Origin of the sequence: Mesorhizobium sp. M7A.F.Ca.US.005.03.1.1, assembly GCF_003997975.1 — a bacterium.
Classification (GTDB): Bacteria; Pseudomonadota; Alphaproteobacteria; order Rhizobiales; family Rhizobiaceae; genus Mesorhizobium; species Mesorhizobium ciceri.
This window is the reverse complement of sequence record NZ_RZRO01000093.1, coordinates 1-25,930: the sequence shown is the minus strand read 5'-3', so window position 1 is coordinate 25,930 and position 25,930 is coordinate 1. Positions and strand designations below refer to the sequence as shown.

27 protein-coding genes are annotated in these 25,930 nt (G+C 64.0%); 19 read left to right on the top strand and 8 right to left on the bottom strand.

Annotated elements, in window-relative coordinates:
* The 6 genes from gndA to EN990_RS28045 form a co-directional block, all read right to left on the bottom strand.
* On the bottom strand, positions 1–890 hold an 890-nt coding region (gene gndA / locus EN990_RS28070; RefSeq protein WP_127388447.1), incomplete at its 3' end, for an NADP-dependent phosphogluconate dehydrogenase.
* 148 nt (positions 891–1,038) lie between these two features.
* Positions 1,039–2,676, bottom strand: a complete 1,638-nt coding sequence (locus tag EN990_RS28065; protein WP_127384614.1) for a copper resistance CopC/CopD family protein — start codon at positions 2,674–2,676, stop codon at positions 1,039–1,041.
* A gap of 53 nt (positions 2,677–2,729) precedes the next feature.
* The gene (locus tag EN990_RS28060; RefSeq protein ID WP_013529535.1) at positions 2,730–3,248 is read right to left on the bottom strand and encodes a YcnI family protein; all 519 of its coding nucleotides are present in this window, start codon (positions 3,246–3,248) and stop codon (positions 2,730–2,732) included.
* A 41-nt stretch (positions 3,249–3,289) separates the two neighbouring features.
* Entirely contained in the window at positions 3,290–3,829 is a 540-nt protein-coding gene (locus tag EN990_RS28055; RefSeq protein ID WP_063169027.1) for a copper chaperone PCu(A)C, read from the bottom strand.
* Between the two features lie 97 nt (positions 3,830–3,926).
* Positions 3,927–4,283: a DUF2946 family protein gene (locus EN990_RS28050; protein ID WP_063169028.1), complete on the bottom strand. Its 357-nt coding sequence runs from the start codon at positions 4,281–4,283 to the stop codon at positions 3,927–3,929.
* Between the two features lie 197 nt (positions 4,284–4,480).
* Positions 4,481–5,383: a GntR family transcriptional regulator gene (locus EN990_RS28045; RefSeq protein WP_013529532.1), complete on the bottom strand. Its 903-nt coding sequence runs from the start codon at positions 5,381–5,383 to the stop codon at positions 4,481–4,483.
* A gap of 229 nt (positions 5,384–5,612) precedes the next feature.
* Here EN990_RS28045 and EN990_RS28040 point away from each other — a divergent pair, with 229 nt between their 5' ends.
* The 6 genes from EN990_RS28040 (at position 5,613) to EN990_RS28015 (ending at position 13,255) form a co-directional block, all read left to right on the top strand.
* On the top strand, positions 5,613–7,118 hold the full coding sequence (locus tag EN990_RS28040) for an altronate dehydratase family protein (protein WP_013529531.1): 1,506 nt from the start codon (positions 5,613–5,615) through the stop codon (positions 7,116–7,118).
* Between the two features lie 60 nt (positions 7,119–7,178).
* A complete protein-coding gene (locus EN990_RS28035; protein WP_127384613.1) occupies positions 7,179–8,177 on the top strand; it encodes an aldo/keto reductase in 999 nt (332 codons plus the stop codon).
* A 300-nt stretch (positions 8,178–8,477) separates the two neighbouring features.
* Positions 8,478–9,470, top strand: a complete 993-nt coding sequence (locus EN990_RS28030; RefSeq protein ID WP_127388446.1) for an ABC transporter substrate-binding protein — start codon at positions 8,478–8,480, stop codon at positions 9,468–9,470.
* Between the two features lie 183 nt (positions 9,471–9,653).
* Positions 9,654–11,207 carry a sugar ABC transporter ATP-binding protein gene (locus EN990_RS28025; protein WP_064995547.1) on the top strand — a complete coding sequence of 518 codons (1,554 nt, stop codon included), beginning with the start codon at positions 9,654–9,656 and terminating at the stop codon, positions 11,205–11,207.
* Complete coding sequence (locus EN990_RS28020) at positions 11,204–12,169, top strand: ABC transporter permease (protein WP_013529527.1); 966 nt, start codon at positions 11,204–11,206, stop codon at positions 12,167–12,169. Before EN990_RS28025 ends, EN990_RS28020 begins: the two co-directional genes overlap by 4 nt.
* Before the next feature lie 66 nt (positions 12,170–12,235).
* Positions 12,236–13,255, top strand: coding sequence for a zinc-binding alcohol dehydrogenase family protein (locus tag EN990_RS28015; RefSeq protein WP_127368882.1), 1,020 nt, complete (start codon positions 12,236–12,238; stop codon positions 13,253–13,255).
* Between the two features lie 77 nt (positions 13,256–13,332).
* Here the strand turns inward: EN990_RS28015 and phnF are convergent, their stop codons facing one another.
* Positions 13,333–14,082, bottom strand: coding sequence for a phosphonate metabolism transcriptional regulator PhnF (gene phnF / locus EN990_RS28010; RefSeq protein ID WP_164754006.1), 750 nt, complete (start codon positions 14,080–14,082; stop codon positions 13,333–13,335).
* A gap of 132 nt (positions 14,083–14,214) precedes the next feature.
* Between phnF and phnG the strand changes: the two genes are divergently transcribed.
* The 13 genes from phnG to phnE (EN990_RS27940) all read left to right on the top strand — a co-directional run bounded on the left by phnG (position 14,215) and on the right by phnE (EN990_RS27940) (position 24,913).
* A complete protein-coding gene (gene phnG, locus EN990_RS28005) occupies positions 14,215–14,676 on the top strand; it encodes a phosphonate C-P lyase system protein PhnG (protein ID WP_063170338.1) in 462 nt (153 codons plus the stop codon).
* A complete protein-coding gene (gene phnH, locus EN990_RS28000) occupies positions 14,676–15,287 on the top strand; it encodes a phosphonate C-P lyase system protein PhnH (RefSeq protein ID WP_127368880.1) in 612 nt (203 codons plus the stop codon). Before phnG ends, phnH begins: the two co-directional genes overlap by 1 nt.
* 1 nt (position 15,288) lies before the next feature.
* On the top strand, positions 15,289–16,401 hold the full coding sequence (locus EN990_RS27995; RefSeq protein ID WP_127368879.1) for a carbon-phosphorus lyase complex subunit PhnI: 1,113 nt from the start codon (positions 15,289–15,291) through the stop codon (positions 16,399–16,401).
* A complete protein-coding gene (gene fosX, locus EN990_RS27990) occupies positions 16,398–16,817 on the top strand; it encodes a FosX/FosE/FosI family fosfomycin resistance hydrolase (protein ID WP_127368878.1) in 420 nt (139 codons plus the stop codon). Before EN990_RS27995 ends, fosX begins: the two co-directional genes overlap by 4 nt.
* The gene (locus tag EN990_RS27985; RefSeq protein WP_127368877.1) at positions 16,814–17,089 is read left to right on the top strand and encodes a hypothetical protein; all 276 of its coding nucleotides are present in this window, start codon (positions 16,814–16,816) and stop codon (positions 17,087–17,089) included. Before fosX ends, EN990_RS27985 begins: the two co-directional genes overlap by 4 nt.
* 5 nt (positions 17,090–17,094) lie before the next feature.
* A complete protein-coding gene (locus tag EN990_RS27980) occupies positions 17,095–17,994 on the top strand; it encodes an alpha-D-ribose 1-methylphosphonate 5-phosphate C-P-lyase PhnJ (protein ID WP_063170339.1) in 900 nt (299 codons plus the stop codon).
* Entirely contained in the window at positions 17,991–18,767 is a 777-nt protein-coding gene (gene phnK, locus EN990_RS27975) for a phosphonate C-P lyase system protein PhnK (RefSeq protein ID WP_063173111.1), read from the top strand. The genes EN990_RS27980 and phnK overlap by 4 nt, the downstream gene beginning before the upstream one ends.
* 208 nt (positions 18,768–18,975) lie before the next feature.
* A complete protein-coding gene (phnL, locus tag EN990_RS27965; RefSeq protein ID WP_064995543.1) occupies positions 18,976–19,683 on the top strand; it encodes a phosphonate C-P lyase system protein PhnL in 708 nt (235 codons plus the stop codon).
* Positions 19,680–20,297 (top strand): DapH/DapD/GlmU-related protein, encoded by a 618-nt coding sequence (locus tag EN990_RS27960; RefSeq protein ID WP_127368393.1) that lies wholly within the window; start codon positions 19,680–19,682, stop codon positions 20,295–20,297. Before phnL ends, EN990_RS27960 begins: the two co-directional genes overlap by 4 nt.
* Before the next feature lie 373 nt (positions 20,298–20,670).
* Positions 20,671–21,528, top strand: coding sequence for a phosphonate ABC transporter ATP-binding protein (gene phnC / locus EN990_RS27955; protein ID WP_027161293.1), 858 nt, complete (start codon positions 20,671–20,673; stop codon positions 21,526–21,528).
* A gap of 92 nt (positions 21,529–21,620) precedes the next feature.
* Positions 21,621–22,529 (top strand): phosphonate ABC transporter substrate-binding protein, encoded by a 909-nt coding sequence (gene phnD / locus EN990_RS27950; protein WP_127368394.1) that lies wholly within the window; start codon positions 21,621–21,623, stop codon positions 22,527–22,529.
* Positions 22,530–22,586: 57 nt separating this feature from the next.
* Positions 22,587–23,543: a phosphonate ABC transporter, permease protein PhnE gene (gene phnE / locus EN990_RS27945; RefSeq protein ID WP_127368395.1), complete on the top strand. Its 957-nt coding sequence runs from the start codon at positions 22,587–22,589 to the stop codon at positions 23,541–23,543.
* A 2-nt stretch (positions 23,544–23,545) separates the two neighbouring features.
* A complete protein-coding gene (gene phnE / locus EN990_RS27940) occupies positions 23,546–24,913 on the top strand; it encodes a phosphonate ABC transporter, permease protein PhnE (RefSeq protein ID WP_027161290.1) in 1,368 nt (455 codons plus the stop codon).
* A gap of 278 nt (positions 24,914–25,191) precedes the next feature.
* On the opposite strand, the gene EN990_RS27935 is transcribed toward phnE (EN990_RS27940), so the two are convergent.
* A partial coding sequence (locus EN990_RS27935; protein WP_164766166.1) for a sugar phosphate isomerase/epimerase family protein occupies positions 25,192–25,930 on the bottom strand: 739 nt, incomplete at its 5' end.

The following is a 25,930-nucleotide window of genomic DNA, read 5'->3' as shown; positions in this document are numbered from 1 at the left end:
GTCATCGAGGCGCAGCAGCTCGGCATCCCGGCCACCGCCGCCTCGATCGCGGTGGCCGGGATGCCGAGCTGCTGCGCCTCGATGACCGACCATTTGCCGGTGCCCTTCTGGCCGGCGCGGTCGAGGATGATGTCGACCACCGGTTTGCCGGTCTTCGGATCGTCGGCCGCCAGCACCTTGGCGGTGATCTCGATCAGGTAGGAGTTGAGCCGGCCCTTGTTCCAGTCGGCAAACACCGTGCCGATCTCTTTCGGACCCATGCCCAGGCCGTCGCGCAGGATGCCGTAGATCTCCGCGATCATCTGCATGTCGGCATATTCGATGCCGTTGTGGATGGTCTTGACGAAATGTCCGGCGCCGTCGGTGCCGAGCCATGCCGCGCAGGGTTCGTCCTTGAATTTGGCGGAGATCGCCGTCAGCACCTTCTCGACGCGCTTCCATGAGTCCTCCGTGCCGCCGACCATGATCGACGGCCCGTGGCGTGCCCCCTCCTCGCCGCCGGACACGCCCATGCCGATGAAGGTGAGACCCGAACCGGAAAGCTCGGAGAAGCGCCGCATCGTGTCGCGGAAATTGGCGTTGCCGGCATCGATGACGATGTCGTTGGCCGACAGCACGCCACGCAGTGCCGCGATCTGTTCGTCGACCGGCTTGCCGGCCAGCACCATGATGATGATCGGGCGCGGCGGCCGGATCGCGGCGGCGAGCTCTTCAAGGCTGTAGCAGGGCACGACCATGTCCCTGAGTGCGCCGGCATTCTCGACAAAGGCATCGGTGCGCGCCCTGGTGCGGTTGAAGACAGCGATGCGGTGCCCGTGCTCGGCGATGTTGAGCGCCAGGTTGGAGCCCATCGTGCCAAGGCCGATCAGGCCGATTTCGGCTTTTTCCATCGTTTCTTCCCTGCTCTCGGATCGTTTGTTGAGACCGCGATTTTGCGGGCGATGATTGACGGGCCTTGACGCCTGCGTCAACCGCCTCGCCGAATTGTGTTGCCCGGATTGTCGGTCGTGCCCGTCTAGAGGTACCTGGCAGTCCCGCCTACGGCCTGATGTCGACGGGCGCCTCGATCTTCACCATCTGAAAATCCGAGACCAGTATGTCGATGCGCACCGTCCACCGACCGGGCACCGGAATGACGAGGTTGTCGACGCGCCAGCTGCCGTCGCCGGGCTTGGTCGCCGTGCGCTTCAAGGGTTCGATGCCGGAATCGGGCTTTGACAGCACAAGCGTTACCTCCTTGGCGTCGAGCGGGCCGAAATCGCCGCTCATGATGACCATCGAGGCAACGACCGGGCCGGCATGGCCGGGAGTGAAGTTGAGATCGGCCATCGCTTGCAGCGCGTGGATATGGACCGACACCGGTTGCGCTGCCGCGATCGCCAGGGCTCGTGGCGGCGGTGTGAAGCGCCAGCCCGCGGCAACGCCGAAAATCGCCAACACGATCAACATCTCGACGCCGATCGAGCGGACCAGCCTGCGTTGAACTTCCGTCGATCCCGCCTCGGCCGATGCCGTGAGTTTCCAGCGGTTGACGGCAGCGAGCGTGAACAGAAAGACCAGCAGCCCGAGCTTGATCAGCAGCAGCCTTCCATAGGCGGTGTCGACCAATGCCGCGGGCGTTTGCACCTGGATGACGGCAAGCACGGTGCCGGCAGCGGCAAGCACGGCCACCACGGGCAGGATCCCCCAAGAAAATCGCCGCAGGAATGGCGTGGCCTCCGCCGATTGCCCCTTGAGCGCCAGCCCGAGTGGGACCAATGCGCCGACCCACGACGCGATGCAGACGCCATGCAGGAACACCATCGGCCGCGTCAGCCATTGCGGTTCGGCGGCACTGGCATGGCCGCTGGCGGCAAGCGCAATCCCCACCCCGGCCAGGCCGGCCAGCGCCAATGGCTTGGCGGTGGCACGGGGACCGGCCAGCGACAGCAGGCCAAGCCCCAGCGCGATCAGCGCGACCAGCACCGTCCAGCCGAAGCTGGTGCCGAGCCCGGTCCGCCAGATGACCGATTGTGCCAGATGGGAGAGCGGCGCCCCGAGTGCATCAAGCCCCTGCAATCCGAGCGACAGGGACGACGCGACCAGCCCGCTCAGGATTGCAGCTGCAACGAAGCGCTGCCCGGCACGGGCACTTCCGGCCAACCAGGCAAGCGCGAAGGCGCCGCCAACGCCGAGGAAGAGGCCGACGTAGAGAAAGATTTTGCTCGCCCAGATAGCCGACCGCAACGGCCAGTCGATGGCTTCGGATACGGCCGGCGGTTCGCTGGGCGCGCCGATGGAAAACAGCAGCGATCCGCCGACGGGATGACCGTCTGCGGAGATGACGCGCCAGCTCAAGACATGCGTGCCCGACTTGAGCGGCTGCGGATTGTCGATCTCGACGGTCTGGTCGCTGAGACGAAAGGCGGTCAGTGGAACCGGCTTGCCGTCGGGCTTCACCAGCGTCAGCACCAGAGGCGAGACCGGCTCGCTGAAGGTCAGCGAGAACTGCGCCGGTCCCTGTGCCAGCACCGCGCCGTCGGCCGGGTCGGTCTTGATCAGCGCGGCATGGGCAAAGGCCTGATCTGACACGGCAAGGCTGGCAAGAAACACGATCACAGCCAACAGGCCGACGGCAAGCCGGCCGGTGCGTTTGCCGGTCATGCAAGCCGTTTGCAGGAGGGAGGTCGTGCTCATGTCACCGCCACGAAAAAGAGCGGCGCACTCGAAAGAGCGCGCCGCCTGGGAGATCATTTCTTCGGCAGCAGCTTGATGCCGGGTGCCGGGCTTTCCAGTGCGTCTTCATCCTGCCCTGCCGCTGGAATCTCGATCCAGCGATCGGCTGCACCGTCGCATTCCTGCACGACCGGGAAATAGAGTTTTTGGCCGACGGGGAGATCCGCCGTCAGCGTCGCGCGGAAAACGAACTCGTCATAGAATTCATCGGGCAGGTTGCCGCCGCTCCAGTCGACCTCCTTGACCCCATCGGTCACCGCCTGACCGTAGAGCTGGTAGGATTTCTCGTACTTGCCCTTCTTGGTCTGCAGCGTCCAGCCGGGCTTCGGCATCGGCTTGATCGCGATCACCCCTTCCGGAATTTGCACGCGCACGGCGGTCGTCGCCTTGCCGTCGCAGCCATGCGGCACGCGCAAAACGGCCTTGTAGGTCGAGCCGACCGCCGCCTCCTGGGTTTCGAACGTGATATGCGCGAAGGCGGCGCTGGTTCCGAGCGCGAGAAGTGCGCCGGCCGACAAAAGATATTTGTTCATGATGGTCCCTCGGATTTTCAAGATTTGTCGAGCTGGCGCGGTCAATTGGCGTGATCGTCCACGGCGCCGCCGCCCATGCCTTCGACGGCGAAATCGACGCTGACGGCGCCGGCCTTTTCGAAGGTCAGGGTGGCGGAGAACTTTTCGCCCTGTTTGGGTTGCCGCTTCAGGCCCATGAACATCAAATGATAGCCGCCAGGTGCAAGGGCTACCTTGCCGCCCGCCGGAATTTCCAGGCCGCCGGCAACCGGCCGCATGGTCATGACGCCGTCCTTGACGCCCATCTCATGCAGCTCGGCCTTTTCGGAGACATCGGAGGAAATCGACACCAGCCGGTCCGGCGCACTGCCCTTGTTGGTGATGGTGAAATAACCGCCGGCCACTTTGGCGCCGGCCGGCGTGGCGCGCGACCAGGGGTGGCCGATCTCAAGATCGCCAACCTTGAACTCATGCGCGAGGACGGACTGGGCGCCTGTGAACAGCAGCGCAAGAGCCAGCACGGCAATGCCGACACGCTCTTCGATGCCGCGTAGAATGCTGCCCGGCTCAGGACGCGCGGCGTCAGGGAAAAAATAGGACATGGTTGCTCCATGAAGTGAAGGTCGCGCCGTTGCCGGTCGCGAGCAGTTAGATCTTTGGATGGGTACGCCCACGAAAGGTTCCGCCGGGCAAACAGGCTCAGGCCGTCAGCGGCGGCGCGCGCGGGTTCGACGGCGAGCGCTCACGCGCAAAGTCGAGATGGATGGCCGCCGGGAAGACAAAGGCGACCGTTTCAAAGGAAAGGCTGCCCGGCGCCAGACCGGCATTGGGCGGCGGCGCAAAGGCCGCCGAAACCATGCTGCAGCCGAGCACGCAGCATGCCGGCAGATGGGACGGCGGCTGGTTGCCGCCCGGAAGCTGGGTTGCGCCTTCATGGGTACAGATGACGTTGCCGAAAGCGTCGAGTTGCGATGCATTGGGACCGGCGCCGAAGGCGAATGCACCAAGCGTCGACTGGAGCAACAGCAGATAGGCCGCGACAAGCGCGACCGGCATGCTCCATCGTCTCCTCGATACGCCCAAAGCCCTGCCTCTTCGCAGCAACCAACCATATCTAGCACGGGGCCGGCGGGTGGAAAATCGCCAAATCGCCGCGGCGGCAACGCGGCAGGCCCAAGGCATGTCGCCCAGAAGTGTATAGCGGTTTTGGGACAACGACATGCATGAAACAAGGCTCCGAGCCGCGATGCGGCTCAGTGTTTTTGCAGCGACCGGCTCTCCGGGATCGAGGTCAGCAATGTCTGGCGCGCCGACTTCAAATGCTTGCGGCAAGCGGCGTCGACCTTGCCGAGATCGCGTGATTTCAGCGCTTCTATGTAGACCAGATGCTCACCGATCGCGACTTCGTTGCGCTCGCGTTCCTGCGCCTTGTTCCACTGGTAATGGTAGTGGAAGATCATGGCGATGACATCGTAGAAATCGACGATGAAGCGATTGCGCGATGCCCGGTGGATCAGCCGGTGGAAGCGCTCGTCGAGTTCGGAGAACTCGGTGAAGCGGGCGGCAATGTCGTTTGCCAGCTGGCGATGCTCGTCTTCCAGGCGGTCGAGATCGGTCCAGACTGCGCTGTCCTGCGGTAAAGCGGCAAAGGCGGCCGCCGAGCGCAGTTCGAACATCTCGCGGATTTCGGTCAGCTCCAGCGCGAAGGCGCGCGTAAAGCCCTTCAGCACCCAATGACTGTTGCGACGTTTCTCGATCAGGCCGAAGCGGGAGAAGCGGATCAGGAACTCGCGCACGCTGGTGGTGCCAACGCCGATCTCGCGCGCCAGTTCGAGTTCGTTGATCTGCATGCCGGCTTCGGCGCCGCCGGCGAGCAGCCGACGCATGAACGACCGTTCGATGATCTCGGCCAGCGTGTCTGTCTCTTCCTCGGGGAAGAAATCATCGGGAAGCGGTTCGCGCAGCACCGTCTTGGCGCGCTTGTTCCAGGCGATCAGCCCGGTCTCTTCCATGCGCGCGAGAATGGTGCGCACCGTGGTCCGGCTGACGCCAAGCAAGGTGCCCAGTTCCGGCTCCGAAGGCAGGCTGCGCGTTTCGTCGAGCAGCCGCAGGCAGCGGTTGTAGGCATCCTTGTAGACGTTGTTGCTCTTCGACATCCCTGACCCGTTGCACGCCGTCGCTTGCAGCGGACGGTTTGAAGCGCAATATGACGTTCGCATGGCTCTGAGAAGCGAAATTGCTTCCCGGAACAACCCGGAGACATGCGGAACTCCCCACGAAAAAACAATTGACGCAAAACTGTTTTTTCACGATAAAAGACAATATCTCTAAACAGGCGCGTGTCAATCCGCCCCGCGCAACCCAGGATCACCCAGGAAACCGCCCGTGAACGCCTCCAACTGCATTCTTCTGTCCCCCGCCGACAATGTCGCCGTCGCGAACGGCCGCATCGAGATCGGCACCGCGCTGCCGGGCGGTGCCGTCGCCAGTGCGCTGATCGAGCCCGGCCACAAGGTGGCGATCAAGCCGATCGCCGCCGGAGAGGCCGTCGTGAAATACGCCCAGGCGATCGGTCGCGCGACACAGGACATCGCAGCCGGCGAGCACGTGCATTCGCACAATCTGGTTTTCGAATCCGGCCGCTTGCCGGTCGTGCCGCCGAGCGAGGCCGAGCACGCGACGGAGGCCGACCGCGCCCGCACCTTCATGGGCTATCGCCGCGCCGATGGCCGCGCCGGCACGCGCAACTTCATCGGCATCGTCGCCAGCGTCAATTGCTCGGCCACCGTCTGCCATTCCATCGCCGATACCGCCAACCGCACGCTGTTGCCGAAATACCCCGGCATCGACGGCTTCGTGCCGATCGTGCACGGCCAGGGCTGCGGCATGAGCGGCACCGGCGACGGCATGATGGTGCTGCACCGCACGCTTGCCGGCTATGCCCGCCACCCGAATTTCGGCGGCGTGCTGATGGTCGGCCTCGGCTGCGAGGTCAACCAGCTCACCCTCTACGGCCAGAAGGGCGTCGCTGCCGGCAAGCGCCATTTCAACATCCAGGACGCCGGCGGGTCGCGCAAATCGGTGGAAAAAGCGATGGGCGTGCTGGCCGAGATCGCCGAGGAAGTCGGCCAGTTGAAGCGTGAGCCGATCCCGGTCAGCGAGATCGTCGTCGGCCTGCAATGCGGCGGCTCCGACGGCATGTCGGGCATCACGGCCAATCCGGCGCTGGGCGCGGCTGTCGACATCCTGGCCGGCGTCGGCGGTATCGGCATTCTCTCCGAGACCACGGAAATCTACGGCGCCGAGCATCTGCTTGCCTACCGCGCGGCAACGCCGGAGATCGCGCAGAAGCTCGACGGCTTCGTGAAGTGGTGGGAGGACCACGTCGCCAAGCATGGCGCCTCGATCGACAACAATCCCTCGCCCGGCAACAAGCGCGGCGGCCTCACCACCATCCTGGAGAAGTCCCTCGGTGCGGTCGCCAAGGGCGGCCAGACGCCGCTCAACGGCGTCTTCGGCTACGCCGAAAAAGTCACCGGCAGTGGCCTCGTGTTCATGGATACGCCTGGCTACGACCCGGTTTCGGCGACCGGCCAGGTGGCGGGCGGCGCCAACGTCATCGTCTTCACCACCGGCCGCGGCTCCTGCTTCGGCTGCCGTCCGACGCCGTCGATCAAGGTCGCCACCAACTCGACCATGTACCACCAGATGGAAGAGGACATGGACGTCAATTGCGGCGTCATCGCCTCGGGTGAAAAGACCATCGCCGGCATGGGCCGCGAGATTTTCGAACTGATCGTCGAAACGGCTTCCGGCCGCAAGACCAAGAGCGAGGACTTCGGCTACGGCGACAACGAGTTCGTGCCCTGGCATCTGGGCGCAACACTTTAGATTTTACTGATATAAAGTAGACTGCGCGCCGGTCAGCGGCGGGCAACGGGGAGGTTTTGCATGGAAAAACGCCGTATCGGTCGGACAGCTCTGGAGGTCACCGAAGTGAGCTTCGGCGGCGCCGCACTTGGCGGCCTTTACCGCGCCTGTTCGCGCGAAGCGGCGATGGAGACGCTGCAGGGCGCCTGGGATGCCGGCCTGCGCTATTTCGACACCGCACCCTTCTACGGTTTCGGACTGTCGGAGCGCCGCTTCGGCGACTTCCTGCGTTACAAGCCGCGCGATTCCTATGTGCTGTCGACCAAGGTCGGCCGGCTGTTTCGCCCGGTGCCGGACGATCAGGTTCCCGATCACTCCTATGTCGATCCGCTGCCCTTCGCGCTCGACTACGACTATTCCTATGACGGCATTATGCGGTCGGTCGAGTTCAGCTATGCGCGGCTTGGCCTAAACAGGATAGACATCCTGTTTGTCCACGACATCGGCGCCTACACCCATGGTATCGAGAAGACCAAGCTGCATTTTCGCGACCTGATGGATGGCGGCCTCAAGGCACTCGAAGAGCTGAAACGGACTGGCGTCATTTCCGCCTATGGGCTTGGCGTCAACGAGGTGCAGATCTGCCTGGACGTCATGCGCCGGGCGCCGCTCGACTGCATCCTGCTTGCCAGCCGCTATTCCCTGCTCGACCGCAGTGCCGAAGCGGAGTTGCTGCCGCTATGCGGGGCACAGCAGACCTCCTTGGTCATTGGCGGCGTGTTCAACTCCGGCATCCTGGCGACCGGCCCGGTGCAAGGCGCACATTTCGACTACCGCCCCGCCAGCCATGACGTGCTCGACCGCGTCGGCGCAATGGAGAGGATCGCCGCCGAGGGTGGCTATCCGCTCGCCGCCGCAGCGTTCCAATTCCCCTTGCATGAAGCTGCCGTCGCCACCGTACTGACCGGCACCGCCAAGCTGGCAAATCTGACGCGCAACCTCGAGCTGCTCGACATCGACGTACCGGAAACGGAATACGCCAAATATCGTCCCTACACGCTGGTGCAGGAGCTGGCGTGAAACTTCATGTTCTTGCGGCACATGGAGGAATGGATATTCCATATTGACGAATTGGTGGAATTAATATTCCATACGTTCCCAGAACGGAACGGAAGCGTGACGGCGCCAATGGGAGAACAGGGCGGGGGATCTGCCTCTGCCAGACCTCGCAACGACTGGTCAAACACCGCTTGCATCGATCTGTTCGATGCACTATCAAAACAGGGCAACTGTTTTTTATTGATAAAGTTCTGTTTGGGACCGCGCCTATCCGGACGGAGCTTCCGTATCGTTCACCGGGCGACTTAGGGAGGAAACCTCATGAAATTCGTGACCAGCATTCTCAACCGCCGCGCCGTCATGACGCTGGCAGCAGCTTCAATGCTCGCCGGCGTCATGCATTCGGCGCCGGTTTCGGCGGCGGACGTCACCATTCCGATCATCGTCAAGGACACCACGTCCTTCTACTGGCAGATCGTTCTGGCCGGCGCCCGCAAGGCCGGCAAGGATCTCGGCGTCAACGTGCCGGAACTCGGCGCCCAGGCTGAAACCGACGTCAACGGCCAGGTCTCGATCCTCGAGAACGCCGTTGCCAGCAACCCGGCGGCCATCGTCATTGCGCCGACCGAGTTCAAGGCGCTCGGCAAGCCGATCGATGAAGCCGCTGCCAAGGTGAAGGTCATCGGCATCGACTCCGGTGCCGACTCCAAGGCCTTCACCTCGTTCCTGACCACTGACAATGTGCAGGGCGGCCGCGTCGCTGCCGACGGCCTCGCCGCCGCCATCGGCGCCGCCAACGGCGGCAAGATCGAGGGCGACGTCGCCCTGATCACCAACGCACCGGGCGCCGGCTCGCTCGAACAGCGCAAGCAGGGCTTCACCGAACAGCTGGCCGCCAAATATCCGGGCCTCAAGCTGGTTGCCGACAAATATGCCGACGGCCAGGCCACCACCGGCCTCAACATCGCCACCGACCTGATCACCGCCAACCCGAACCTCAAAGGCATCTTCGCTTCCAACCTGATCATGGCGCAGGGCGTCGGCCAGGCCGTCGCGGAAAACAACCTAGGCGGCAAGCTGGCGCTGGTCGGTTTCGACAGCGACGAGAAGCTGATCAAGTTCCTCAACGACGGCGTCATTTCCGCCCTCGTCGTCCAGGATCCGTACCGGACGGGCTATGACGGCATCAAGACCGCGCTCGCCGCCTCCAAGGGCGAAAAGGTCGAAGCCAATGTCGACACCGGCGCCAATCTGGTGACCAAGGACAACATGAAAGACCCCAAGATCGACGCGCTGCTCAATCCGAAGCTCTGAGCCGTCGCATCCGCAATCGTCTCCGGGGCACCTCGCCCCGGAGACACAAACTGCCGCACGAACGGCTTGGCAATCCGCACGCCTGAGCCAGGCTGTTTTCGAGGCATATCCCTGCCTCGCCGCGTGCCAATCGTGAGGCCAGCCTGGGAAGCCAATCAGGGAGGCCAATCTGGGAGGATTGTCATGATTTCGACGGCGCAGGAACTGCATCCCGCACCCGTTCTGGAACAGGGGCGGACTATCCTCGAATTGCGTGGGCTGGAGAAGCGCTATCCCGGCACCCACGCGCTGAAACCGGTCGACCTCGCCTTCAAGTCCGGTGAGATCCACGCCATCGTCGGCGAAAACGGCGCCGGCAAATCCACGCTCATCAAGCTTCTGACCGGCGTCATGCCGCGCACCTCCGGAGAGATTGTCTGGGAGGGCCAGCCGGCCGCCCTGGCGACGCCGCACGAGGCGATGGCGCTCGGCATCAATGCCGTGCACCAGGAAGTCGTGCTGTGCCGTCACCTGACGGTCGCCGCCAACATGTTCCTCGGCGAGGAGAATTCGCGCTTCGGCATCCTGCAGCAGCGCGCCATGGTCAGGCAGGCGCAGACGATCATCGACGACCTCGGCTTCGACCTGCCGGCGCATGTCACGCTCGGCGACCTGACCATCGGCCAGCAGCAGCTGATAGCCGCCGCCCGCGCCACCGTGCGCGGCACCAAATTCCTGATCTTCGACGAGCCGACCGCCTACCTCACCCGCAAGGAGGCCGACCAGCTCTTCACGCTGATCCGCCGTCTGAAGGGCGAAGGCGTGACGATCATCTACATCAGCCACCGCATGGAGGAAGTGTTCGAACTCGCCGACCGGGTATCCGTGCTGCGCGACGGCACGCTGGTCGGCACCCGCAACATCGCAGAGACCAACGATGCCGAACTGGTCAAGATGATGATCAACCGCTCGATCGAGCAGGTCTATCACAAGGAGCATTTCACGCCGGGCGCCGCCATCATCGAGGCGAAAAACCTGTCCGGCAAGGGCTTCGAAAATGTCTCGATGACGGTCCGCGCCGGCGAGATCGTCGGACTCTATGGGCTGATCGGCGCCGGACGCAGCGAGTTCGTCACCACGCTCTACGGCCGCCACCGCAAATCCGCCGGCCAGATCCTCTGGGAAGGCAAGGAGGTACAGGTCAATTCCGAACATGACGCGATCAAGCTCGGCATGGCGCTGGCGCCGGAGAGCCGCCGCGACCAGGGCCTCTGCCTCAACCTGCCGGTCGGCTTCAACCTCAACCTGCCGATCTACAAGCGCATCTCGAACAATCTGCTGATTTCGAGCACGCAGGAGAAGACGCAGGCCGATCGCCAGATCGCCGATCTGCGCATCAAGACACCGACACGTGGCGCGCTGGCATCCAGCCTGTCGGGCGGCAACCAGCAGAAGATCGTCATCGGCAAATGGCTGGCGCACGGCGCCAAGCTGTTCATCTTCGACGAACCGACCGTCGGCGTCGATGTCGGCACCAAGGCCGAGATCTACCGCCTGTTCGGCGCGCTTTTGTCAAAGGGCGCCGGCATCATCCTGATCTCGTCCTATCTGCCGGAAGTCTATGAACTCGCCGATACGCTGCATGTGTTCCGGCGCGGCAAACTGGTGGCGACGCACGGTTTTCACGCCGCCAGCCACGAGGATATTCTCACTCAGGCGCTCGCCGAGAAACAAGAAAAGCTGGGAGGACAGATATGAGCACCGAGGCGATCGCCGTCGAAAAACCGAAGCGCAACTATAATGTCCTGTTCGGGCTGACGCTATTGGCGCTGCTGGTTCTGCTCTGGATCCTCCTCTCCGTGACGACGACAAGCTTTGCCTCGGCCAACAACATAGCCAATCTCCTGCGCCAGGGCTCGATGATCGCCATCATGGCGGTCGGCCAGACCTTCGTCATCATCACCGGCGGCATCGATCTGTCGGTCGGCGCCGTGGTCGGCTTCGCCACCGTGGTCGTGGCCATGATGATCAATGCCGGCTTCCCCATCTGGCTCGCCATTCTGGTGACGCTGCTGGTCGGTGTCGCCATCGGCATGTTCCACGGCTTCGGTATCGTCAAGATGGGCCTGCCGCCCTTCATCATCACGCTGGCGACGTTGACCTCGCTGCGCGGCATCGGCCTTTTGATGACCAACGGCAATTCGATCAACATCAACAGCGACACCTTCACCGCCTTCTCGCGCAATTCCTTCATCGGCATCCCCAACCTGTTCTGGATGGTGATCCTGGTCGGCATTCCGGCCTATATCTTCCTGCACCACAGCCGCTGGGGCAGATACCTGTTTTCGGTCGGCTCCAACGCCGAGGCCTCGCGCCTGTCCGGCGTCAATGTCCAGCGCACCATCTACATGGCCTACACGCTGTCGGGCCTGTGCGCCGCCTTCGTCGGCGTGCTGCTGGCCGCCCGCATCGGCATCGGCAACCCGACGCAGGCCGAGGGCTGGGAACTGCAGGCGATCGCGTCGTCGGTCATCGGCGGCACCTCGCTGTTCGGCGCTGTCGGCTCGGTGCATGGGCCGCTGCTCGGCGCCTTCATCCTGGCCACCATCAACAACGGCGCCAACCTGCTCAACGTCAATTCGTTCTGGCAGCGCATCATCACCGGCGCGCTGATCATCATCATCGTCTACTTCGACGGCCTGCGCCGCCGCGGCAAGTAGCGACCCCGCAATCAACCGCCGGTCCGCCACACCAACGGGCCGGCGATTTCATGACTGGATTAGCGCATGAAAGCCGTCCTCTGCCGTTCGCCCGGCGATCTTGTCCTTGAAGACCGGCCCGCACCCGAGACACCGCCTCCCGGCTGGGCGCTGGTGGCGGTCAGCCATGTCGGCATCTGCGGCACCGACTACCACATTTTCGAGGGCAAGCACCCGTTCCTCGCCTATCCCCGCATCATGGGTCATGAGGTCTCGGGTACCGTGATGGAGACCGGCGAAGGCGTCGAACTGGCCATTGGTGAGCCCGTCGTCGTCAACCCCTATCTTTCCTGCGGCAAGTGCATCGCCTGCCGGCACGGCAAGCCCAATTGCTGTGTCAGGATCGAGGTGCTTGGCGTGCATCGCGACGGCGCCATGTGCGAACGCATCCTGGTGCCGGCGCAAAATCTCTATCCGGCCAACGGCCTTTCGCTGGCCGACGCCGCTGCCGTCGAGTTCCTGGCCATCGGCGCGCATGCCGTGCGGCGCGCCCGCGCCGACCCCGGCGCCCACACGCTGGTCATCGGCGCCGGCCCGATCGGGCTCGGCACCGCCATCTTCGCCCGCATCGCCGGGCTCGACGTGACGCTGCTCGACATGAGCAGTGAAAGGCTCGCCTTCGCTGGAAACGAGCTTGGTTTCCAGACCCTAGACGGCTCGCGCGGCGCGGTGCCCGATCTGATCAGGGAAGCGACATCAGGCGAAGGCTTCGATGTGGTCTTCGACGCCACCGGCAACACCCAGTCGGTGCAGTCGGCCTTCGCCCATGTCGCGCATGGCGGAACGCTGGTGCTGGTCTCCGTCGTCAAGGACGACATCAGCTTTTCCGATCCGGAATTCCACAAGCGCGAGATGACGCTGATCGGCAGCCGCAACGCGCTGCGCGCCGACTTCGACCATGTCGCCGCCTCGATCCGCAACGGGGCCGTACCACTGGCCAAGCTCGTCACACACCGCACCACACTCGCCGCCACGCCGCGCGATCTGGCTCGTTGGGCGCATGAGAAATCCGGCCTGATCAAGGCTGTGATCGAGGTGGGGTTATAACATGGCAGGCGGCGAAGCCGGTCCTCAAATGCGCCGCCGCTGGCAAGTGAATGCGGCCGAGCTGGGCCGGGCACTCCCTACAGCGCCGACAGCTTCAGCTCCACCCGTTCGGCCGGAAAGCGCGACTCGGAAAACTGGATCGGCTGGCCGTCCGGCGTGACGTTGACGGCAACCGTGACCAGCACGATGGCGCCCGGCTGCAGGTCGAGGTCGGCAAGGTCCGCCGCATCGGCATGGCGCGCCGACAGCACGGTCGATTGCCTGAGATAGTCGTCTATGCCGAACCGCGCCAGCGATGCGGTGATCGAGCCTGTTTCCGCCATCGCGGCATCGATGCCGGCAAAGCGCCGGGCCTCGAACCAGCCGGCAGCGCGCGACACCGGCCGTCCGTCGGCTTCGCCGCGCGTTTCCAACCGGATCACATCGGCTCCCTTGGGAAGACCCAGTCCCTCGCCGACGCGCTGGCTGGCCGGCTCGACCGACGAGGCGAGCAGGACGATGTGCCGTTCCGTCGTTTGCCCTTGCAGCCCTGTCGAAAAACGTGTGCGCGCCCCGATCGGATAGGACAGCCGCTTGCGCGACAGTACGAAGGTGCCGCGCCCCTGCTCGGCCCGCAGCACGCCTTCCCTTACAAGGGCTGATATGGCGTTGCGCACCGTGTGACGGTTGACGCCATAGCGTTCTGCCAGCGCCACCTCCGGCGGCAGCGCTGCATTCTCCGTGAAATCGCCGATGGCGATCGCATGCAGGATCTTGTCGGCGATCTGCCGCCACAGCGAAACGCCACTGCGCCGCTCGATGCTGTCCGCTAACAGCCGCCCGACCATCATTGCCCCAACCTTCCAGCGCCCAGTCTTCTATCGCTGTCATCCACCCGTCATGGACACGCGTTAGATAATAGATATAATTTGTATAGTTGTCTACATCAATAGACAAATTAACAAAGAGGAATGCTGCTGATGCGAGGACAGGAAGCCCGCGACCAGGCCGAGCGCAAAGCCGCCATGGCAACCCTTACGCAATCCAGCGGCGATGACATCGTACGGCTCTGGAATGAGGCCGGACTGCCTTCGGACGCCGAGCTGTTGCGCGGCCCCGAAACCGGCCTTGTCACCCTGCGCGGCCGCATCGGCGGCGGCGGCGCCCCTTTCAATGTCGGCGAGGCGACCGTCACCCGCGCCACGGTCAGGCTACCCACCGGACAGGTCGGCCATTGCTATGCGCTTGGCCGCGACAAGCAGAAGGCGAAGCTGGCGGCTATCGCCGACGCCCTATGGCAGGACCCTGCCCGCCGCAATGAGGTCGAGACCGGACTGATAGCGCCTCTGCGGTCGGCTCTGACCTTGGCGCACGAAAAACGCCGCGCCGAGACGGCGGCAACGAAGGTCGATTTCTTCACCATGGTTCGCGGAGAAGACTGATGGACATTGCAGCGCAATCGATCGAGGGCGGGTTCGCCGATCCGGTCTTCAACGCCCAGACCGTGTTCCGCGCCGTGATGGACGCAATGGCTCGGCCGGGCAGCGTGCAACCGCTGCCGGCCTTCGCCCGCCCGCCGGTGCCGCTCTCGGCTACCGCCGGCGCCATCGCACTGGCGCTGTGCGACAATGACACGCCGCTCTGGCTCGACCCGGCTTTGCAGGCCTCCACCGCGATCAGATCGTGGCTTGGGTTCCATACCGGCGCGCCATTGGCCAACACACCGGCCGATGCGCATTTCGCCTTGATCGCAGCACCTGCCGAGATGATGGCGCTCGATGGCTTTTCGCAGGGCACGCAGGATTATCCCGACCGCTCGACCACGCTGATCCTGCAGGTCAGCGATCTGGTCTCCGGCACGCCGCTATTGCTCGAAGGTCCCGGCATCGAAACCAGCGCCACGATCGCGCCGGCGCAGATGCCACGCCATTTCGTCGAGCAGTGGAAGCAGAATATCAAGCGCTTTCCGCGCGGCGTCGACATCATCCTCGCCACATCAGGCGGCATCGCCTGCCTACCGCGCACGACGCGCATCAAGACGATGGAGGCGTAAGATGTATGTCGCGGTAAAAGGTGGCGAAGCGGCAATCGCCAACGCCCACAGCCTGCTGGCCGACCGCCGGCGTGGCGACCGTTCGGTGCCCGCCCTTCGTCTCGACCAGATCGTCGAGCAGCTGGCGCTCGGCGTCGACCGGGTGATGAGCGAAGGCTCGCTCTATGATCGTGAACTGGCCGCGCTCGCCATCGTCCAGGCGCGCGGCGACATGATCGAGGCGATCTTCCTGGTGCGCGCCTACCGCACCACGCTGCCGCGCTTCGGCTACTCCAGGCCCATCGACACCGCCAACATGCTGGTCGAGCGGCGCGTCTCGGCGACCTACAAGGACCTGCCCGGCGGCCAGTTGCTCGGACCGACCTTCGACTACACCCACCGGCTGCTCGATCCCGAGCTTGCCGCCGGCGCCGATGTCGCCGAGCCCTTGCTGCGCGACACGGAAGCGCAAGCCATGCCGCGCGTCTCGGCGATCCTCGCCCGCGAAGGCTTGATCGAACCGGATGGCGACATGCCGCAGGACCATGTCCCCGGCGACATCACCCGCGAGCCGCTCGAATTCCCGATGGCGCGCGACATCCGCCTGCAGGCGCTGTCACGCGGCGATGAAGGGTTCCTGCTGGCGCTCGGCTATTCCACCCAGCGCGGCTATGCCCGCAACCACCCCTTCGTCGGCGAGATCCGCATCGGCGAAGTCGAGTTGGAGCTCGACGTGCCCGAACTGCCCTTCGCGGTGCCGCTCGGCACTGTCCGCGTCACCGAATGCCAGATGGTCAACCAGTTCAAAGGCTCGGCCAAGGCGCCGCCGCAATTCACCCGCGGCTACGGCCTGGTCTTCGGCCAGAGCGAACGCAAGGCGATGGCCGTGGCACTCTGCGACCGGGCGCTGCGCGCGAAAGAGCTCGGCGAGGATGTCGTCGCCGCGGCCCAGGACGAGGAGTTCGTCATCTCGCACTCCGACAATGTCCAGGCGACCGGCTTCGTCGAGCATCTGAAGCTGCCGCACTATGTCGACTTCCAGGCAGAACTCGATCTCGTACGCCGCATGCGCACCGAATATGACGCGCGCGAAAACCCCGTGAAGGTCGAAGAGAAGCGGGAGGCCGCGGAATGATCGAGGGCCTTTCCCACATGACCTTCATCGTCCGCGATCTCGAGCGGATGACCGAAATCCTCGAGGGCGTATTCGACGCGCGCGAAGTCTATGCCAGCGACGCCAGGCAGTTCTCGCTGTCGCGCGAAAAATTCTTCCTGATCGGTGACATCTGGGTCGCCATCATGGAGGGCGAACCCTTGCCGGAGCGCAGCTACAACCACATCGCCTTCAAGATCGATGACGCCGATTTCGACCGCTATGCCGAGCGCATCGGCAGGCTCGGCCTCGACATGCGCCCGCCGCGCCCGCGCGTCGAGGGTGAAGGCCGCTCGATCTATTTCTACGACGAAGACAACCACATGTTCGAACTGCACACCGGCACGCTCAATGAGCGGCTGGCGCGCTATGCCAGGGGATTGGAGGCTGCGGAATGAATTTAGTGCCCGACGCCACCATGGCCGCCACCATCGTGGGAATGACCGCCATAGCCGTCATACCCGGAGTAATCACCATTCCCGACGCCCACGGACTCACCTTGAGAGCCTTCTTTGGGGCCGGGCAAAATCATGCGCCGAAGGAAGAAGAGAACGACGCCGGCGAACACCACCAACAGAATTCCGAGATGCATCCATCCGGTCGAGTTTATCTGAATTCGCCCCTGTATCCGCGTCCTGGACGCCAATTCGATAGCACAATGTGGATGTGATCGCCATGACCGACATCGCCACCTACAACTTCGCCTATCTCGACGAGCAGACCAAAAGGATGATCCGCCGGGCGATCCTCAAGGGCATCGCCATTCCCGGCTACCAGGTGCCGTTCGCTTCGCGCGAAATGCCGATGCCCTACGGCTGGGGCACCGGCGGTGTCCAGGTCACCGCTTCGATCATCGGCCCGGACGATGTGCTGAAGGTCATCGACCAGGGCGCCGACGACACCACCAATGCGGTGTCGATCCGCGCCTTCTTCAAGAAAGTCGCCAATGTCGCGGTGACGACCGACACTGCCAGCGCCACCATCATCCAGACCCGTCACCGCATTCCCGAGCATCCGCTGACGGCGGCCCAGGTGCTGGTCTACCAGGTGCCGATCCCCGAACCCCTGCGCTTCCTCGAGCCGCGCGAGACCGAAACGCGCAAAATGCACGCGCTGGAGGAATATGGCCTCATGCACGTCAAGCTCTACGAGGACATCGCCAAGCACGGCCGCATCGCCACCACCTATGCCTATCCGGTCAAGGTCGAGGGCCGCTATGTGATGGACCCCTCGCCGACGCCGAAATTCGACAATCCCAAGATGCACCGCTCGCCGGCCCTGCAGCTGTTTGGCGCCGGCCGCGAAAAGCGCATCTACGCGGTGCCGCCTTTCACCGAAGTGGTCAGCCTCGACTTCGAGGATCATCCGTTCGAGGTCCAGACCTTCGACCAGCCCTGCGCGCTGTGCGCGGCCGAGAACGTCTATCTCGACGAAGTCATCCTCGACGACCATGGCGGCCACATGTTCGTCTGCTCCGACACGGACCATTGCGAGAAGCGGCGAGCGGACGGCTATCGCGGCCATCTTGCCCCGGAAAACCATCTTGCCTCGGGAACAAGGGAGCCGGCGCAATGACCGACGAACCGCTGCTGCGTGTCGCAGCACTTTCTAAATTCTACGGTTCGCGCGTCGGCTGCGACAACGTCTCCTTCGACCTGTGGCCGGGCGAAGTCCTGGCTGTCGTCGGCGAATCCGGCTCCGGCAAGACGACGCTGCTCAACTGCCTGTCAACGCGGCTGCTGCCGAGCTCCGGCTCCGCCAGCTACCGCATGCGCGACGGCCAGTTCCGCGAGCTCTACCGCATGAGCGAGGCCGAGCGCCGCTTCCTGATGCGCACCGACTGGGGATTTGTCCATCAGAACCCCGCCGACGGTCTGCGCATGACGGTGTCGGCGGGCGCCAATGTCGGTGAGCGGCTGATGGCGGTCGGCGACCGTCACTACGGCAGGATCCGCGCCACCGCCGTCGACTGGCTGTCGCGTGTCGAGATCGACGAGGACCGCATCGACGACGAGCCCCGGGCCTTTTCCGGCGGCATGCGCCAGCGCCTGCAGATTGCCCGCAACCTCGTCACCGGGCCGCGGCTGGTGTTCATGGATGAGCCAACAGGCGGCCTCGATGTCTCGGTGCAAGCCCGCCTGCTCGACCTGCTGCGTGGTCTGGTCACCGATCTCGGTCTGGCGGCCATCGTCGTCACCCACGACCTTGCCGTGGCGCGGCTCTTGTCGCAGCGCATGATGGTGATGAAGGACGGCCGCGTCGTCGAAAGCGGCCTCACCGACCGCGTGCTCGACGATCCCCGCGCGCCCTACACGCAATTGCTTGTTTCCTCGATTTTGCAGGTTTGACGATGGCGCCAAGGCACCCCCCTCTGGCCTGCCGGCCATCTCCCCCTCAAGGGGGGAGATTGGCTATCGTCCTCGGTTTCGCCACTCTCCAATGTTGCAGAACAAGCGCAACGAGAAAGCTGCCGATCTCCCCCCTTGAGGGGGAGATGCCTGGCAAGGCAGAGGCGGGCGTTGGCCCGCAAACGAACGACAATTGGAGGCCCTTCTGATGGCAACCCCCCTCGTTGTCTCCGATGTCGCCAAGAGTTTCACCATGCACCTGCGCGACGGCATCAAACTGCCTGTTGTCGCCGGTGTCTCGTTCTCGATCAGGGCTGGCGAATGCACCGTGCTCGGCGGTCCTTCCGGTGCCGGCAAGAGCTCGATCCTGAAGATGCTCTACGGCAACTACGCCGTCGACGAAGGCCAGATCATCGTCACGCATGGTGATGGGCTGATCGACCTCGCCACCGCCAGCCCGCGCACCGTGCTGGCCATACGCCGGCAAACGATCGGCTATGTCAGCCAGTTCCTGCGCACCGTGCCGCGCGTCTCGGCGCTCGACGTCGTCGCCGAACCGCTGGTCGAGCGCGGCGAGGATCGCGAGATTGCCCGCGGCAAGGCGCGCGCCTTGCTGGCGCAGCTCAACCTGCCGGAGAAACTCTGGGCCTTGCCGCCTGCGACCTTCTCCGGCGGCGAGCAGCAGCGCGTTAACATCGCGCGCGGCTTCATCACCGAGCATCCGATCCTGCTGCTCGACGAGCCGACAGCCTCGCTCGATGCCAGGAACCGCGATGTCGTGATCGAACTCATCGCCGCCAAGAAGGCGGCTGATGTCGCCCTGCTCGGCATCTTCCACGACCACGACGTGCGCGAGGCGGTTGCCGACCGCATCATCGACGTCACCGCTTTCGCGCCCGGAAAAATCGCCGCATGACCAGGAAATTATCCGAGACGCCGTTGATCCATCCGACGGCGGAGGTGCAGAACTCGACGCTCGGCCGTTGGACCGAGATCGCCGACCGCAGCCGGGTCTCGGAAAGCGAACTCGGCGACTATTCCTACATGATGCAGGACTGCGCCGTCTGGTGCGCGACGATCGGCAAGTTCGCCAACATCGCGGCCAGCGTGCGCATCAACGCCACCAACCACCCGACCTGGCGGCCGACGCTGCACCATTTCACCTATCGCGCCTCCGATTACTGGGACGATGCCGAGCACGAGAGCGAATTCTTCGCCCAGCGCCGCGCCAAGCGGGTCACCATCGGCCACGACACCTGGCTCGGTCACGGCTCGACCATCCTGCCCGGCGTCACCATCGGCGATGGCGCCGCGGTCGGCGCCGGCGCTGTCGTCTCGAAAGATGTAGCGCCCTATAGGATCGTCGCCGGCGTGCCGGCAAAGCCGATCCGCGAGCGCTTCGATCGCCGCACGGCCGAACGCTACCAGGCGCTGGCCTGGTGGGACTGGGACCATGCAAGGCTGCGGGCCGCGTTGGATGACTTCCGGGAGCTCGAGGCCGAGGCGTTCTTGGAGAAATATGGCGGATAGCGACGCCAGGAACGGGCTGTCACTGACGCTGGGCAGCGGGGGCAAACCGCCCCCGCCCCTGCTATCCGCATGACGTGCCTCTCGACACCGGCATCGACGCCATGACGGCCCTTGTCTGGAACGCCTGAAGGACGGCCTCGCCATCGCCGGCGCGCGACGGGCGAGTATATGCGCATCAAGTGGTGCCGTCTGGCCACCGGCGCCAGCTCGCCAGGCCTGCATTCCACATCACCTTCGACTGCTGATCCTGGGCCGGCCGCAGACTCCGGCCTGTGGAGCGTAACAAAACTGACATCAACGCGACACGGCAGGTTCATGTGGCTGCGCTAGGCGAATGCCTGACGATCAATGGTCCGGACTGGAACCTGCCGCCATGCCAGCAAATTCCGCCACGCTCGAAATCCGCGGTGTCACCCGACGATTTGGCAAGAACACTGCCGTCAGCGACATCAACATCGCGATCCCGCAGGGTCAGATGGTTGGCGTCATCGGCCGTTCGGGCGCCGGAAAATCGACCCTTCTTCGCATGATCAACCGTCTCATCGATCCCAGCCAGGGGTCGATTTTTTTTGACGGCGCCGAGGTCTCGAAACTGAGCGGTTCGCCGCTGCGGCGCTGGCAGCGTGACTGCGCCATGATCTTCCAGCAGTTCAACCTGGTGCCGCGCCTCGACGTGCTGACCAATGTGCTGCTCGGCAAGCTGAACCACCGCTCGACCATCACCAACCTGTTCGGCATGTTCTCCCGCGCCGAATGCGCCGAGGCGGTCGCGGCACTCGAGCGGCTCGACATCGCCCGCACCGCCCTGCAGCCCGCCGGCACCTTGTCGGGCGGCCAGCAGCAGCGCGTCGCCATCGCTCGCGCCATGATGCAGCAGCCCAGAGTGATCCTCGCCGACGAGCCGATCGCCTCGCTCGACCCGCTCAACGCCAAGGTGGTGATGGATTCGCTGCAGGACATCAATTTGCGCGAAGGCATCACCGTCGTCACCAATCTGCACACGCTGGACACCGCCCGGACCTACTGCAACCGCATCATCGGCATGGCTGCCGGCAAGGTCGTCTTCGACGGCCCGCCGGAAGAGCTCAACCGCGAGGCGGTGCGCCTCGTCTACGGCGCCGACAGCAATGGCCAGGAAATCTCCGAGGCCATCACCTCGACCAGCGTTGCCTTCAGCCGAAAGATCGCCGCATCCGCCGGACCGCTCGAGCCCGCATTCCCGGGATATTGAGAGCGGTTGGGATCGCCAGCCCACGTCAAGGGCACCTGTCAAAATCGATAACGCTGCCGGCGCGGGGCCGGAACCTACAGGAGAAATATCCAATGTTCAGGAAGATGGTCTTTGGCGCCGTTTCGGTGCTCGCCATGGCGACCAGCATGGCCCATGCCGCCGACATGAAGGAATTTCGCGTCGGCATTCTCGGCGGCGAAAACGAATCCGACCGGCTGCGCAACTACCAGTGCCTCGCCGACCATCTGAAGGCCGAATTCGGCTTCGAAAAGGTCTCGCTGTTCCCCGCCGCCGACTATGACGGCGTCATCCAGGGCCTGCTCGGCGGCACGCTCGACTTCGCCGAACTCGGCGCTTCCGGCTACGCCAGCGTCGCTCTCAAGGACCCGAAGGCGGTCACCCCGATCCTCACCACCCAGCAGACCGACGGCGCCACCGGCTATTATTCGATCGGCCTGGCGCTGAAATCCTCCGGCATTACCGACATCAAGTCGGCCAAGGGTAAGAAGCTCGGCTACGCCGATCCGGATTCGACCTCCGGCTACCTGATCCCGCTGACCCAGATCCCGAAGGATACCGGCGCTTCGAACGAAAAATTCTTCGCCTCGACCCAGTTCAACGGCGGCCACGAGAACAACGTTCTGGCCGTGCGTGACGGCAAGGTCGACGTGGCGGTGGACGATTCTTCCGGCATCGGCGACTTCAAGGACGGCTACACCTCGGGCACCTTTCACAAGGAAGTCGCCAAGGGCGCCGTCGACCCCAACGACTTCGTCGAGGTCTGGCGCTCGGGTCTGATCCCGAACGGCCCGCTGGTCGTGCGCACCGCGCTCGGCAGTGAAATGACCGCCAAGCTCGCCGACTTCTTCACGCAGTTGCCGAAGAAGGACAAGGCTTGCTTCGAAGGCGTCGAGGGCGGCGACTTTACCGGCTACGTCCCGGTTAAGGCGGACTTCTACAACGTCATCGTCGAAGCCCGTAAGGCAGCCATCGGCGGCTAACGGCGAAATCAGGAAGGGCGGCGTCGAGAAAACGCCGCCCTTCTTGCATGTCCGATCATGACCCTTTCCGTGACAGCCCCTTCCGGCGCCACTCATCAGATGGCCGACGCCTGGCGTCGCCAGACGTCCTTGCGCCGGCTCTACACCGCCATCGGTGTCGGCCTGCTCATCACCGCGCTCGGCAGCGCCATGTGGTTCGCCGACGAGGCCAATGCCGGGCATTTCTTCGACCGGTTGCCGCATTTGCTGGATTTCCTGAGCTGGCTCGTCCCCAAGGATTGGAACGATGTCTGGCGGGCGATGTTCGACATCGCTTCTCCGCATGACACCGGCACCCAGGAATTCAATTTTCCGCTTGGCCGCTCCTATGTCTGGGGCAGCTTCTACATCCCCGAATATTTCGAGCTGATGCTGACCACGCTCAACGTGGCCCTGGTCTCGACCTTCATCGGCTTCGTCTTCGCCGTGCCGTTCTCCTTCATCGCGGCGCGCAATTTGACGCCGCATCCGGTGCTGCGGCTGATCGTCAAGCGCCTCATGGAACTGCTGCGCGCCTTTCCCGAGATCGTCATCGCCGGCCTGTTCGCCGCCATCGTCTCGATCGGCCCGATCGCCGCCATCATCGCCATCGGCCTGCATTCGATCGGCGCGCTGGGCAAGCTGTTCTACGAGATCAACGAGAACATCGACATGCGCGCCGAGGAAGGCCTGAGGGCCGTCGGCGCCAACTGGTTCGAGCGGGTGCGCTTCGCCGGCCTGCCGCAGGTGCTGCCCAACTTCATGTCCTACACGCTGCTGCGTGTTGAGATAAATGTCCGCATTTCCACCATCATGGGCGCTGTCGGCGGCGGCGGTATCGGCGAGGAGTTGAAGCTGTCGATCTCGCGCGGCTTCGGCGCCAAGACGATAGCCCTCGTGCTGCTCCTGTTCACGACGATCTTCATCGTCGACCAGTTCTCCGCCTGGCTGCGCCGCAAGCTGGTCGGCGAGCAGGCTTTCGTGATGAGCGCTTGACCATGGCCACCATGACCGCCGATCAGATCCAGTCGATCGAAGAGCGCTTCCCGCAGGTGTTCCAGCGGCCGTTCCACAAGCGCTTCGGGCCGCTGATGCTGCTTGGCGGCATCTTTCTCTACCTGCTGTACGCCTTGTGGTTCTTCAACCTGCCGCAGGTCATGCGAGAATCGCACTGGGAGCGCCTGCCGCTGTTCCTGACCCAATGGATCAGCTACGACGTACAGCCGATCTTCCGCCTCGATGAACCGCAGATCACTGCCAAATATCCACGCTTCTCGGTGCTCGGCCCGAACCCGGATCCGGACTGGGTCAAGACCAATGCCGATGGTTCGGTGACGATCCTGATCGACGGCACCGCCAAGTCGATTACCTTCACCAAGACGCAAGCGACGATAATTGCCAACGGTGAGACCGTTGCGGTCGCACTCGGCACCGGCAAGCCGCTGATCTCGGGACCGGTTCCCGGCTGGATCACCGCGCATGAGGATGAGGTCGTCGCCGACATGGGCTTTGCCGGCGAGGCCCGCGTCGCCGTTGACCGCGTCAGGATACGCAAGCGGTTTCTAGGCTGGGCAAACTTCGTCTTCGACACGCGTTCGCCTTTCTTCGGCAAGTCGGCAAGCGAAGTCGCTTCGCTGATCGTCTCCGGGCCGGAACTGAAACCGGGCACGTCAAATCTGGCGCTGGCCGGCGACAACATCTGGAACAACGCCCAGTGGCAGCATGGCGATGTCTGGACGAAGCTCCTGCAGACCATCGTCATGGCCTTTCTCGGCACCATGCTGGGCGGCATCGTCGCCTTCCCGCTGGCCTTCTTCGCCGCCCGCAACATCACGCCCAGCCGGCTGGTCAACCAGGTGCTCAAGCGCTTCTTCGATTTCATGCGCTCCATCGACATGCTGATCTGGGCGCTGTTCTTCACCCGCGCCTTCGGGCCGGGACCGCTGGCTGGCAGTGCGGCGATCTTCTTCACAGAGGTCGGCACGCTCGGCAAAACCTATTCCGAGGCGCTGGAGAACATCGACGACAAGCCGCGCGAGGGGATTACCTCGACCGGAGCCAACGGCCTCCTGGTGCAGCGCTACGGCGTGCTGCCGGAAGTGGTGCCGGTGTTCATCAGCCAGACGCTCTATCAGTGGGAATCCAACACCCGCGGCGCCACCATCATCGGCGCTGTCGGCGCCGGCGGCATCGGCCTGAAGCTGTGGGAAGCGATGCGCACCAACTCCAACTGGGCCAACGTCTTCTACATGGTGCTGCTGATCCTGGCCGTCGTCTTCATCTTCGACAACATCTCCAACTTCCTGCGCCGCCGGCTGAGCCGGACCATCCACGACTACAACAGGATCCAGGCTGAGCAGGGGTAGGCTTGTGATGTAGACGCGCAAGTCGTCTCGACCAGCGCCAAAGGATCGACCCCCACTCCGTCGAGCTTCGCTCGACACCTCTCCCCCGATCGACGGGGTAGAGGAAAGCGCCAGGCTGTCCGAGCCGACGCCTGTCCTCTTAGGCCGAGTGTCTTCCCAGGCCGAGGCTTCCTTCCTCTCCCTCCGGAGGGGGGAGAGGTGGCTCGGCGAAGCCGAGACGGAGTGGGGGAACCACCTGGCAACCGCCGCAAACGCAAATAGAAAATGGGCCAGGGCGCCTAAGCCGCCTTCTTCCACCCGCTCTTGATATGCTTATACCCCTCCCGATAGACCGCGTCCGGCGTCTCTGAGAAATCCCGCCACACCTTGGTCGCCGCCGCCAAATCCTTGAGTGAGCGGCCGAACGCCTCGATCGTCAGCCAATCGTCATAGCCGCTCTTGCGGATGGCGGAAAACGTTTCGGTCCACGGAATGTTGCCGCGCCCCGGCACGCCGCGATCGTTCTCCGAGATATGGATATGCACGACATTCCTGCGGTGTTTCGTGTAGGCGCCGATCGGGTCGGCCTCCTCGATATTGGCGTGGAAGGTGTCGTACATCGCCTTGATGTGCGGCCGGTCGATGGCGTCGATATGCTCCGACAGGTCCGCCATCGTGTTGAGCAGGTAGCATTCGAAGCGGTTCAGCGCCTCGAGCCCGATGGTGACGCCCTTGTTGCCGGCATGGTCGCCGATGGCGCGCTGCGAGCCGACGGAGCGCTTCTTCTCCGCGGCCGTCGGCCCAGAGCCGGAAAAGGACCCGAGCGTCGAATGCAGAGGGCCGCTCAGCGTGCTGGCGCCAAGCGCCTGCGCGCAGTCGATCGCCCATTTCATGTAGTCGACACCGGCCTTGCGGGTTGCCGCGTCGGCCGCGATCAAATTCATCGCCGGATCGCCCATGGCCGAAACCGCAGTCCGCTCCAGCCCGATGCGGTCGAGCAGATCGCCGAGCTTTCTATAATCGTCCGGCGTGCCGGCG

What these genes read in the sequence shown, in the direction of transcription:
- phnL (WP_064995543.1), top strand. Translation starts at nt 18,976, where the DNA reads ATGGCAACCCCCCTCGTTGTCTCCGATGTCGCCAAGAGTTTCACCATG.
- EN990_RS28035 (WP_127384613.1), top strand. Translation starts at nt 7,179, where the DNA reads ATGGAAAAACGCCGTATCGGTCGGACAGCTCTGGAGGTCACCGAAGTG.
- phnG (WP_063170338.1), top strand. Translation starts at nt 14,215, where the DNA reads ATGCGAGGACAGGAAGCCCGCGACCAGGCCGAGCGCAAAGCCGCCATG.
- EN990_RS28065 (WP_127384614.1), bottom strand. Translation starts at nt 2,676, where the DNA reads ATGAGCACGACCTCCCTCCTGCAAACGGCTTGCATGACCGGCAAACGC.
- EN990_RS28025 (WP_064995547.1), top strand. Translation starts at nt 9,654, where the DNA reads ATGATTTCGACGGCGCAGGAACTGCATCCCGCACCCGTTCTGGAACAG.
- EN990_RS27960 (WP_127368393.1), top strand. Translation starts at nt 19,680, where the DNA reads ATGACCAGGAAATTATCCGAGACGCCGTTGATCCATCCGACGGCGGAG.
- EN990_RS28050 (WP_063169028.1), bottom strand. Translation starts at nt 4,283, where the DNA reads ATGCCGGTCGCGCTTGTCGCGGCCTATCTGCTGTTGCTCCAGTCGACG.
- phnF (WP_164754006.1), bottom strand. Translation starts at nt 14,082, where the DNA reads ATGGTCGGGCGGCTGTTAGCGGACAGCATCGAGCGGCGCAGTGGCGTT.
- phnE (WP_127368395.1), top strand. Translation starts at nt 22,587, where the DNA reads ATGACCCTTTCCGTGACAGCCCCTTCCGGCGCCACTCATCAGATGGCC.
- phnH (WP_127368880.1), top strand. Translation starts at nt 14,676, where the DNA reads ATGGACATTGCAGCGCAATCGATCGAGGGCGGGTTCGCCGATCCGGTC.
- EN990_RS28015 (WP_127368882.1), top strand. Translation starts at nt 12,236, where the DNA reads ATGAAAGCCGTCCTCTGCCGTTCGCCCGGCGATCTTGTCCTTGAAGAC.
- EN990_RS28045 (WP_013529532.1), bottom strand. Translation starts at nt 5,383, where the DNA reads ATGTCGAAGAGCAACAACGTCTACAAGGATGCCTACAACCGCTGCCTG.
- EN990_RS27980 (WP_063170339.1), top strand. Translation starts at nt 17,095, where the DNA reads ATGACCGACATCGCCACCTACAACTTCGCCTATCTCGACGAGCAGACC.
- EN990_RS28055 (WP_063169027.1), bottom strand. Translation starts at nt 3,829, where the DNA reads ATGTCCTATTTTTTCCCTGACGCCGCGCGTCCTGAGCCGGGCAGCATT.
- phnC (WP_027161293.1), top strand. Translation starts at nt 20,671, where the DNA reads ATGCCAGCAAATTCCGCCACGCTCGAAATCCGCGGTGTCACCCGACGA.
- phnK (WP_063173111.1), top strand. Translation starts at nt 17,991, where the DNA reads ATGACCGACGAACCGCTGCTGCGTGTCGCAGCACTTTCTAAATTCTAC.
- EN990_RS28030 (WP_127388446.1), top strand. Translation starts at nt 8,478, where the DNA reads ATGAAATTCGTGACCAGCATTCTCAACCGCCGCGCCGTCATGACGCTG.
- EN990_RS28020 (WP_013529527.1), top strand. Translation starts at nt 11,204, where the DNA reads ATGAGCACCGAGGCGATCGCCGTCGAAAAACCGAAGCGCAACTATAAT.
- EN990_RS27995 (WP_127368879.1), top strand. Translation starts at nt 15,289, where the DNA reads ATGTATGTCGCGGTAAAAGGTGGCGAAGCGGCAATCGCCAACGCCCAC.
- EN990_RS27985 (WP_127368877.1), top strand. Translation starts at nt 16,814, where the DNA reads ATGAATTTAGTGCCCGACGCCACCATGGCCGCCACCATCGTGGGAATG.
- fosX (WP_127368878.1), top strand. Translation starts at nt 16,398, where the DNA reads ATGATCGAGGGCCTTTCCCACATGACCTTCATCGTCCGCGATCTCGAG.
- EN990_RS28060 (WP_013529535.1), bottom strand. Translation starts at nt 3,248, where the DNA reads ATGAACAAATATCTTTTGTCGGCCGGCGCACTTCTCGCGCTCGGAACC.
- phnE (WP_027161290.1), top strand. Translation starts at nt 23,546, where the DNA reads ATGGCCACCATGACCGCCGATCAGATCCAGTCGATCGAAGAGCGCTTC.
- phnD (WP_127368394.1), top strand. Translation starts at nt 21,621, where the DNA reads ATGTTCAGGAAGATGGTCTTTGGCGCCGTTTCGGTGCTCGCCATGGCG.